Genomic DNA, 8,379 nt, shown 5'->3' with positions numbered 1-8,379 from the left:
CGTAGGGAGGGAAGGCTACCGGCGATGAAGGAAGAATCCCCCGCCTTTAGGCGTGAGGAGTGTCAATGTAGCCGATAGCGTTTGGGCCGCAGCAAGGGGATGACTCGCTTTTGGATGGAGTTTGACTGCGCTCCTGTCGTCTGGTCGGTCACTTTTCAACGATCCTTCTGCGAGCGCGCGACTGACTTCAAGCGAAAATCCAACAAGAATCCAGCAAGGTCAAGCAGGAATCAATTGATAATATAACACCAGATCAAGTAATAAAAATGAAATCTTAATTACTCTCATAATGCAGCTGTTCGCGTGGTAGAATGCCGCCAGCAAAACGAAGTGCCCTGCAGGTGCGCTATGATAGGTTGCAGGAGCCGAAGGTGGCCGCAGGGGAAAGGAACCGCTGGAATGGCAGATAGGTCGATTGCGAAATCAGTGCTCAAGGAGCATTTCGGATACGAGGCGTTCAGGCCGGGGCAGGAAGGCGTGGTAGGCGCTATCCTGAGCGGTCGCGATGCGCTTGCGGTCATGCCCACGGGTGCGGGCAAGTCGGTCTGCTATCAAGTGCCCGGCGTGGTCATGGGCGGCCTTACCCTGGTGGTGTCGCCGCTGGTGTCGCTTATGGGCGATCAGGTGCGCTCGCTGGTGGATGCCGGCATTCGCGGTGCCTACCTGAACTCCACGCTTACGCCCAGTCAGCAGTCCACCGTGCTCAAGCGCGCGCTTGAGGGTGCCTATCAGATCATGTACGTGGCTCCCGAGCGGCTGTCCGACGAGCGCTTCTTGGAGTTCGCCCAGCAGGCAGCTATTCCCTTGGTGGCGGTCGACGAGGCTCATTGCGTGTCGCAATGGGGACAGGATTTTCGCCCGTCATATATGACTATCGGCGATTTTATCGATGCCCTGCCGCAGCGCCCTGTTGTCGCGGGGTTTACGGCCACCGCTACCGAGCGCGTGCGGCGCGACGTTGTGCGCCTGCTGGGGCTGCAAAACCCCTACGAAGTGGTAACGGGGTTTGATCGACCGAACCTGTACTTTGGTGTTGAGCATAGTGAACCCAAGCGCAAGCTGGCCTGGGTTGCATCGTATGCGCTTGAGCACGCGGCCGACAGCGGCATTGTGTATTGCTCCACCCGTAAAGATACCGACAAAGTGCATGCGGCGTTGGTAAAAGCGGGGGTGAAGGCGGCACGTTATCATGCTGGTATGCCTGCTGCTGCACGTACTGAGAGTCAGCGAGCGTTTATTGCCGACGATGCGCCGGTTATGGTGGCCACGAACGCGTTTGGCATGGGTATCGACAAGTCCAATGTGCGCTACGTTATCCATCACAACATGCCCGGCAGCATCGAAGCGTACTACCAGGAGGCGGGCCGCGCCGGTCGAGACGGCGAGCCGTCCACCTGTATGCTCTTGTGGAGTGACGGCGATGTGTCCACGTGCCGATTCTTTATCGAACAAGAGTCGGGCAACGACGAGCTCACGCCCGCAGAAGCCGATGCCGTGCGCGCCTCGCGCCGTCGTCTGCTTGAAGCGATGTGCGGCTACTGTCATACCACGGGATGCCTGCGCAGCTACATTCTAGGTTACTTCGGCGAGGCTGAAGGAGTCTCCGTGGGCGGTCGCCCCTCCGGCGACCTCGGCAGTGCCTCCCGTTGTGCGCGTGATGCCTCCGGCGACCTCGGCAGTGTCTCCGGTCATGAACGGGACGCTTTCAGCGGGGCTCGGGGAGGCGAGCTTTCGGCATCTTCCGGGGAATCAACCAACACACGTGAGGCGTATCCCTCCCTTGGTGGCGAAGTGCCCGATCTGCCTGCCGGCACCGCGAGAGGGTGCTCGAACTGCTCGAACTGCGAGGGAGCTTACGAGGCCGTGGACGTTACGTCTGAGGCGCGTGCGGTTATGCGATGCGTGAAGGAACTGCGCGGCCGCTTCGGCAAAGGGGTGCTCGTGGATGTGCTGCGCGGCGCGAAGACGGCCAAGATGCTTGAGCTGCGCTTGGACAAGGCTGCCAGCTACCACACGGTGGCTCTGTCGGTTGCGCAGGTCAAGGAGATTATCGAACTTTTGGCAGCGGGTGGCTACTTGACCATTACGGAAGGGACGTACCCGGTGGTGGGCCTCGGGCCGCGTGCTCGCGAGGCTGCCGAGGACGGCTTCGCGCTTTCCATGAAGCGCGTCGTCCGCAAGCCTGAGCGCACAAAGGCCTCTGCGGGCAGCGGCCGTGCATTCGGGGCCTCCGGCACCGGCTCTGCGGCAGGTGAGGCCGATCCCGCCCTGTTCGAGTGCCTGCGCACGCTACGCAAGCGCCTAGCTGACGAAGCCGGGGTGCCTCCCTACATCGTGTTCTCCGACGCTACGCTGCGCGACATGTGCGGCAAGTTGCCTGCGACCGACGATGAGTTCCTCGACGTTTCCGGTGTCGGCGCTACCAAGCTTGCTCGCTACGGTGAGGCGTTCCTCGCCGAGATCGCCGCATACGAGCAGGCAAGTGCGCCCGCCCCGACACCTTAGGTTCTCGGGGCGGGCGCAGGCAGCTGCGTCGATTCTGGCCTAAGCGGAAAAGAAGGGTGATGCTGTGCAAATTTTACGGTTTCCCGCACTGCGTTCGCCTTCGCGCGCAGCCTGTCAGAGGGGTGCTTTGCATAACTGCAGATCAGGGAAGTGCGAGTTTTCTTCTGTGATCTGAGCGGCGCTTAATTGGGGGAAAACGGTCCTGAGTGGGACGGGTAAACGCAAAATTTGCACAGCATCGCCCCATTTTCGTCGTTGCACCTTTTTACCTTGGGCATCTTACCCGAATACCCGAATACCCGAATACCCGAATACCCGAATACCCGAATACCCGACAGAGTCACATGTGCGGCATTCGGGCATTCGGATCCGTAGTGCGTCGATTTTTCGGGCGGGCAACTCGCGGGTCGCGCTACTTCGCCAACGTTACCGGGTCGCCGTATTCGTCGATGGTGCCCATCTCTCGCCCCTCGATGTAGCGCTGCCGCGCCTTGCCGCGCCGGAACGTCACTGGGGCCTTGCCCGAGCTCAGCTGGTAGCAGTACCAGAACACGAACGGGATGCCGATGATGCCGTTCACCATGCCCCACCAGTACATCACGTCGGGATTGAACCAGGTCGAGCTGTTCATGATGGTGGGAAACAGCAGCGGGAAGCAGCTGCGCAGCAAAAGGTGTGCGCCCAGCGTGTAGATGCGGCCCGTGATGTAGAGCTCGGGGCGGCGCATGATGATGGGGTAGAGCTCGGCCGCCGCCAGGATGCAGCAGGTGGAGGCGAAGAAGGCGTGGCCCTCGGCGTACACGAAGCAGGCGTTCCAGGTGGTGTAGAGGAAGTTCCACAGGGGCACGGTGTAGGAGAGTATCTCACCATGGCTCGACGTGTCGTACTTCCAGTACTTGTCGCCGAACGGCATGGTGATGCAGAGTATCAGGCCGGCCAGCGCGTTCATGGTGTTACCCATCTGCACGTCGCGCAGCGTGGCCTCGGCGATATTGCAGAACACGATGCCGTAGAGCACCCAGCGCACCCAGCGTTTGCGCATGAGCCGCCAAAACGGCGTATCCTTCTGCTGCACCGCAGCGATGCGCCCGAGTCCCGCGAAGATAAGCGGCAGGATGACGGAGAGGTTCTTCGCCCAACGGAACCAGTCGTCGCCGGGGATGTTGATAATCCACAGCGGGATGGTTACCAGCGAGATTACCCATACCCACATCGACGCACGGTAATGCCGTCGCATGAACTCGGTCAGCAGCATGAGCAGGATCGTGTACGCCACCATGGAAATCGGCGTGATCCAAACAGGTACGGTCATGGCGAGGCCCCTTTCTTCCAGCTGGGATTCACAGGCATCGGCGCGAACCTGCGCCGTCGCCTGTTCGGTGTACTGCGCCAAAACCCCTCATGGCGCGCGTTGCCGTCAGTCTAGCATCGACATTGTGCCGACTTCTTTCACAAACAGGCCCCTGGTGTGAAAGACTTATCGGGACGAGCCGTCCTATACTCGCCTCGAAGCGCAGCTCGGGACAAAGCGTGCGCTGCGCGTCGGGCCAAGGTAGGGCCGCGGCGGGTATTCGACGGACAACAAGGGAGTAGAAAGGGGCAATCATGGGAATTTTGTACCAAGCAGCCGACCCGGTGTATTGGGTCATCTGGCTGTTCATTCTGTTCGCGCTCATGGCGTTCAATGAGCTGGGACGCACGACGCTTTGGGCTGGCATCGCGCTGTTTGCCGTCGTGCCTATCGTTTTGACCGTTTTCGTGTGGCCGACGACGGCGGCCCCCGGCAACCCGTATGGCACGGGCACCTGGTTCAACTGGGTGAAGACGTACTCGGCACTGGCGGGCTGCTTGGGTTTCATGGCGTTGCGCTTCGTGAAGTGGCGCGGAGCGGACGGACAGGTGCACCACCTGTACGAGAAGCGCTGGGCGCTGTGCTTCCCGCCGCTTATCCTCGCTGTCAATATCGCCGAGGCCGTCATCCGCGACTTCCAGGTGTTCAGCTTCGGTCTGTGGGAAGGCGGCATCGTCGAGAATCTGTGGACCATGTCGGGGCCGTGGAACATCATGAACGGCATCGCAGGCATCCTGAACATCGTTACTATCTGCGGGTGGTTCGGTATCTTCATTTCGAAGGACAAGTCGAAAGACATGATCTGGCCGGACATGATCTGGGCATGGATCATCGCCTACGACCTGTGGAACTTCGCCTACACGTACAACTGCATCTCCGACCATTCGGCTTATGCGGGGTTGGCGCTGCTGCTGGCGTGCACTATCCCCACGTTCTTCATCAAGCGCGGCGCGTGGTTGCAGCATCGCGCCCAGACGCTGGGGCTGTGGATCATGTTCGTGATGACGGTGCCTCAGTTCGCCGATGTGCTGGCGCCTATCCCGACGACGCACAACCCGGCGGCGTTTTTCGCGGTGAGCTTTCTGGCGCTCGCGTCGAATGCAGCGCTGGCCATCTATCAGTTCCGCAAGATTCGCAAGCTCAGGCTTAATCCGCTCAAGGACGAGATCTACGCCGATACGAAGTCGTATCAGCGTATCGCCGACGAGAACCGCTAGGTCTGCCGTTGCGCATGAACGCTCCTGCCGAATTTTCGTATAATGGTGCTGTCCACCCCAACCGGGGAGGGCGGCACCATGTTCGTTACTCAGAGGCGGAGGCGACGATGCGGCTCGGCACACGGCAGACCAGGTATGCGCCCATCAGCGCAGAATGCGGTCGGACTCTCACGGAAAGCAAGCGCTTGACAGGGGCTGCGGGCGACATCATGTTGGCAGCACGTGCGCTGTTCGAGCAGCAAGGCGTGCGCGCAACCACGGTGAAGGACATTGCTGCGGAAGCGGGCGTGGCCCGCGAACTGGTCTACTACTACTTCGAGAACAAACAGGCCGTCATCGACGCCGTTCTGGATGACTATGTGGAAGACCTGGTTGAGAGCGTGGTGGTGTGGAACGAGTCGCGCCGGTTCGGTGATACGTCGGGGTCGCTGCGCGCCTGCGTCGAGACGTTTCGCCGTGCGCTGTACGACGCGGGCGGCAGTCCGCGCCCGATGATTGCGGTGCTTGAAGAGCTGGGCGTGCGCGATGCCTTCGACGTGCGGGCCGTGCGTGAGACAGTGGACTGCCTGAACGACCACATCGTCACCGAGTACGCGGCCTACCATCAGGTGGAGATTGATTTCGTGTACGAGATGTTTTGTGTGGTCATCTTCGGCTTGGTGGGATTGGTCAAGCTCAACCCACAGGTGTCTGACGAGGCGCTCATGAAGGTGGTGGAGCAGGCGCTGCGGCTGGATATGCAGCCGTTCGAGAAAGCGCAAACCCCCTGAAGAGGGGGTTTGCGGGGATCTGCACGGACGGGTGGAAGTGGTGGCTACGACATTCCGGGTGCCGCCGGGGCTGCAGGCGCTGCTGGTGCCGCCGGGGCTGCAGGCGCTGCTGGTGCCGCAGGCACTGCCGAGGAGCCGGGGTAGTTTTGGAGGGGTGCGTTGGGCGATCCGTCAAAGGCGATGTCGGCATAGCCGCTGGTTATACGTACGTCCAGGTGTCGGCTTCCGTTTGCGGACCCCTGGGGTGCGCTCAGGTGCCCTGAGGTGATCGAGGATTGGATGGTGTAGTCCGAAGCCGGCCCTGCGAGTGAGGCGTTGACGTTGCCACTGCTGATGGCGAATGCGACATCGGTCGCGTCGATCGATACGGCGGTGATGTAACCGCTTGTTGCTCGTGCGCTCACGCGAGGCGCGCTGAGCGTACTCAAGTGATGGTTGCCGCTGCCGGTTTCCATATCGATGGATTGCGCTGCGGTCACATTGGCCAGAGAGATGCTTCCGCTTGAGGCGAACGCTTTTACGTTGCTGGCTTGGAGGCTTGAAACTTCCATATTTCCGCTGGTCACGCGAGGCGATACTTCAGCTGCTCCGACACGCGATACGTTCGTGTGGCCGCTCGACATGTCTACGTTGAGCGACGACAGGCCCTTGAGATCGGATATTTCCACGCTGCCGCTGCCGGATTCGACCGTGATAGACCCGGTATAGCTTTTGGGTACTTTCACCACGGTGGAGTGGTCTTCCCAGCTCAGATCTATCTGCATGAACGTGAAGGCGTGCGTGCGGGTGTTGCGGATGGCGAGCGTGCCGTTCGAGTCGGTCACCTCGATGCCCCGGGCGGAATTCGACCATGAGACCACTAATATGGTCGACAGAAACTGAACACGAGATCGAACTTACTAAGAGAGTTCAGCCGATGCACTACACTATGTCCAAACCAAGGGCAGAGAGGAAGGTCATCGGTGGCACAGAAAAGAAGGCAGTATTCGCCGGAGTTCAAGGCGAGACTCGTTGTTGAGGCACTTAGGGAGCAGAAAAGCGTCCAGGAGATAGCCTCGGACAATGACATCAATCCCAACTTGCTCTTCAAGTGGCGCAAGGAGCTTCTTGAGCACCCAGAGCGCGTCTTCGACGAGAAAAAGCGTGATGAGGACCTGAGAAGGAGGGACGATGAAGTCGCAGCAGAGAGGGATGAGATGCTCAAGAAGATCGGCACGCTCACCCTCGAACGCGACTGGCTTCAGCGAAGCTGCGAGAAGCTCGGTATCGATGCGGGACCGGCGGGACCTTGCCGCTAAGGATGTGTGCGGCATCACGCGCAAGCGTCGCTGCGAGCTGCTCGGTGTGACACGCACGACTACTTACTACACTGCGGCTTTGGTGCGCGTGTTGTCGCCAGAGGACATCGAAGGCAGAGAGGCACGCATGGCGATCATCGATGAGATGCATCTGAAACTGCCCGCCTCAGGTGCGCGCAAGATGGCCAAGGAGTGCTGCAGGCGCGGGTATCACACCACTCGACACCAGGCACGACGGCTGATGGCGGAGATGAACGTTAAGCCCTGCTACCCCAAGCCCAACTTGTCCAAACCAGCTCAGGCAAACCCCAAGTTCCCCTACCTTTTGCGGGGCATGCGCATCTGGTTACCCAATCAGGTTTGGGCAACAGACATCACCTACATCAAGATGGGAAGGCACCACATGTACTTGAGCGCAGTCATCGATTGGGCGACGCGCATGATCGTCAGTTGGGAACTTGCCGACACCATGGAGGCCACACATTGTGTCACCTGTTTTGAAGGTGCTGTGGCGCGCTACGGAACGCCGAGCATAGCCAATAGTGACCAGGGTGCCACATTCACCGCCGATGTCTTCGTGGAGATGCTTGCTGCCCATGGCATCCGCCAGTCAATGGACGGCCGTGCCCGCTGGATCGACAACGTGATCATAGAACGCTTATGTGTTTAAACACATAAGCGTTCGTATGTGCTGAGTTTCGTTATGTGCTGAGCCCTCCCTTTTCCCTGATAAATAGGTTGGTAATTGCGGTTTCGAGCACATAATACCTACCCTCATCCTGTCGTGTTCTGTAATCAAAGACAGGAGAGAGAAATGGACAAACTTCGAACGCTACTCGACGATTTCCAAAACGAGCTCTTGGAAGACGGCTTCTCGGCAACTGGCGCCAAGAACTACCGCTTCAGGGTGAGCACGTTTCTGAAAGCCCGCCCTGAAGCGCTCAAGGCCAGCAAAGATGAGGCGAAGAAGATCGTCGAGGACTACATTAGTGGCCTTCCGAAGAACACTGCCGTGACGATACCCGCAGCGGCGGTTCGACGTTGGTGGGCGTTTCGCTTTGGCGAGCCGTATCGCTCGCGCATCGTTCCGTCAAAATGTGTTGGTAACGAAGCGGTCGATTTGGAGTGTGCCGCGTTCGCCGAATATCTTTTCACCTACGGAAACATCACCGAAGAAACCGCGAAGAATCGAGTGTCTGCAATCAAGCTGTTTTTGTACCAATCCTTTCCCGATGATG

General features: G+C 59.5%; 8 protein-coding genes. 6 read left to right on the top strand and 2 right to left on the bottom strand.

Annotated elements, in window-relative coordinates:
* Window positions 1-399 precede the first annotated feature (399 nt).
* Window positions 400-2,505: a RecQ family ATP-dependent DNA helicase gene (locus RR842_RS09950; RefSeq protein ID WP_332729637.1), complete on the top strand. Its 2,106-nt coding sequence runs from the start codon at window positions 400-402 to the stop codon at window positions 2,503-2,505.
* 412 nt (window positions 2,506-2,917) lie between these two features.
* On the opposite strand, the gene RR842_RS09945 is transcribed toward RR842_RS09950, so the two are convergent.
* Complete coding sequence (locus tag RR842_RS09945; protein WP_332513169.1) at window positions 2,918-3,817, bottom strand: hypothetical protein; 900 nt, start codon at window positions 3,815-3,817, stop codon at window positions 2,918-2,920.
* 293 nt (window positions 3,818-4,110) lie between these two features.
* Between RR842_RS09945 and RR842_RS09940 the strand changes: the two genes are divergently transcribed.
* Window positions 4,111-5,073, top strand: coding sequence for a DUF5692 family protein (locus tag RR842_RS09940; RefSeq protein ID WP_332513168.1), 963 nt, complete (start codon window positions 4,111-4,113; stop codon window positions 5,071-5,073).
* A gap of 185 nt (window positions 5,074-5,258) precedes the next feature.
* Window positions 5,259-5,843: a TetR/AcrR family transcriptional regulator gene (locus RR842_RS09935; protein ID WP_332521985.1), complete on the top strand. Its 585-nt coding sequence runs from the start codon at window positions 5,259-5,261 to the stop codon at window positions 5,841-5,843.
* A gap of 44 nt (window positions 5,844-5,887) precedes the next feature.
* On the opposite strand, the gene RR842_RS09930 is transcribed toward RR842_RS09935, so the two are convergent.
* Window positions 5,888-6,703, bottom strand: a complete 816-nt coding sequence (locus tag RR842_RS09930; protein ID WP_332729635.1) for a DUF4097 family beta strand repeat-containing protein — start codon at window positions 6,701-6,703, stop codon at window positions 5,888-5,890.
* A gap of 102 nt (window positions 6,704-6,805) precedes the next feature.
* Here RR842_RS09930 and RR842_RS09925 point away from each other — a divergent pair, with 102 nt between their 5' ends.
* The 3 genes from RR842_RS09925 to RR842_RS09915 all read left to right on the top strand — a co-directional run.
* The gene (locus tag RR842_RS09925) at window positions 6,806-7,141 is read left to right on the top strand and encodes a transposase (RefSeq protein WP_332729634.1); all 336 of its coding nucleotides are present in this window, start codon (window positions 6,806-6,808) and stop codon (window positions 7,139-7,141) included.
* The gene (locus tag RR842_RS09920; RefSeq protein WP_332729633.1) at window positions 7,113-7,811 is read left to right on the top strand and encodes a DDE-type integrase/transposase/recombinase; all 699 of its coding nucleotides are present in this window, start codon (window positions 7,113-7,115) and stop codon (window positions 7,809-7,811) included. Before RR842_RS09925 ends, RR842_RS09920 begins: the two co-directional genes overlap by 29 nt.
* A gap of 144 nt (window positions 7,812-7,955) precedes the next feature.
* Window positions 7,956-8,379, top strand: a 424-nt coding sequence (locus RR842_RS09915) for a hypothetical protein (RefSeq protein WP_332729632.1), incomplete at its 3' end; no start/stop codon positions are given.

Origin of the sequence: Gordonibacter sp., from assembly GCF_036667095.1 — a bacterium.
In the GTDB taxonomy this organism is placed as follows: domain Bacteria; phylum Actinomycetota; class Coriobacteriia; order Coriobacteriales; family Eggerthellaceae; genus Gordonibacter.
The sequence above is the reverse complement of the archived record's forward strand: the minus strand, read 5'-3'. Positions and strand labels throughout refer to the sequence as shown.